Origin of the sequence: Burkholderia sp. SIMBA_062 (genome assembly GCF_046534765.1) — a bacterium.
In the GTDB taxonomy this organism is placed as follows: Bacteria; Pseudomonadota; Gammaproteobacteria; order Burkholderiales; family Burkholderiaceae; genus Burkholderia; species Burkholderia ambifaria.
This window is the reverse complement of record NZ_JAWRYD010000508.1, coordinates 1-246: the sequence shown is the minus strand read 5'-3', so window position 1 is coordinate 246 and position 246 is coordinate 1. Positions and strand designations below refer to the sequence as shown.

Here is a 246-nt window from a genome sequence, read left to right as displayed (position 1 = left end):
AAGGTGCAGGAGATCCGCGGTTACGAGAACGTCACGCGTATCGCCAATGCACCGGCCTTCATCAAGGGCGTGACCAACCTGCGTGGTGTCATCGTACCGATCGTCGATCTGCGGCTGAAGTTTCAACTGGGCCAGGCTGAATACACCGCGCAGACGGTGGTGATCGTGATCAATATCGGTGAGCGTGTAGTCGGCATCGTCGTCGATGGCGTCTCCGATGTGATCAGCCTCGCGGCCGATCAGGTG

Annotated in this window: 1 protein-coding gene; it reads left to right on the top strand. The window is 58.9% G+C overall.

What is annotated here, in order from left to right; genetic code table 11:
• Positions 1-246, top strand: a 246-nt coding sequence (locus SB786_RS37260) for a chemotaxis protein CheW (protein WP_410731719.1), incomplete at both ends; no start/stop codon positions are given.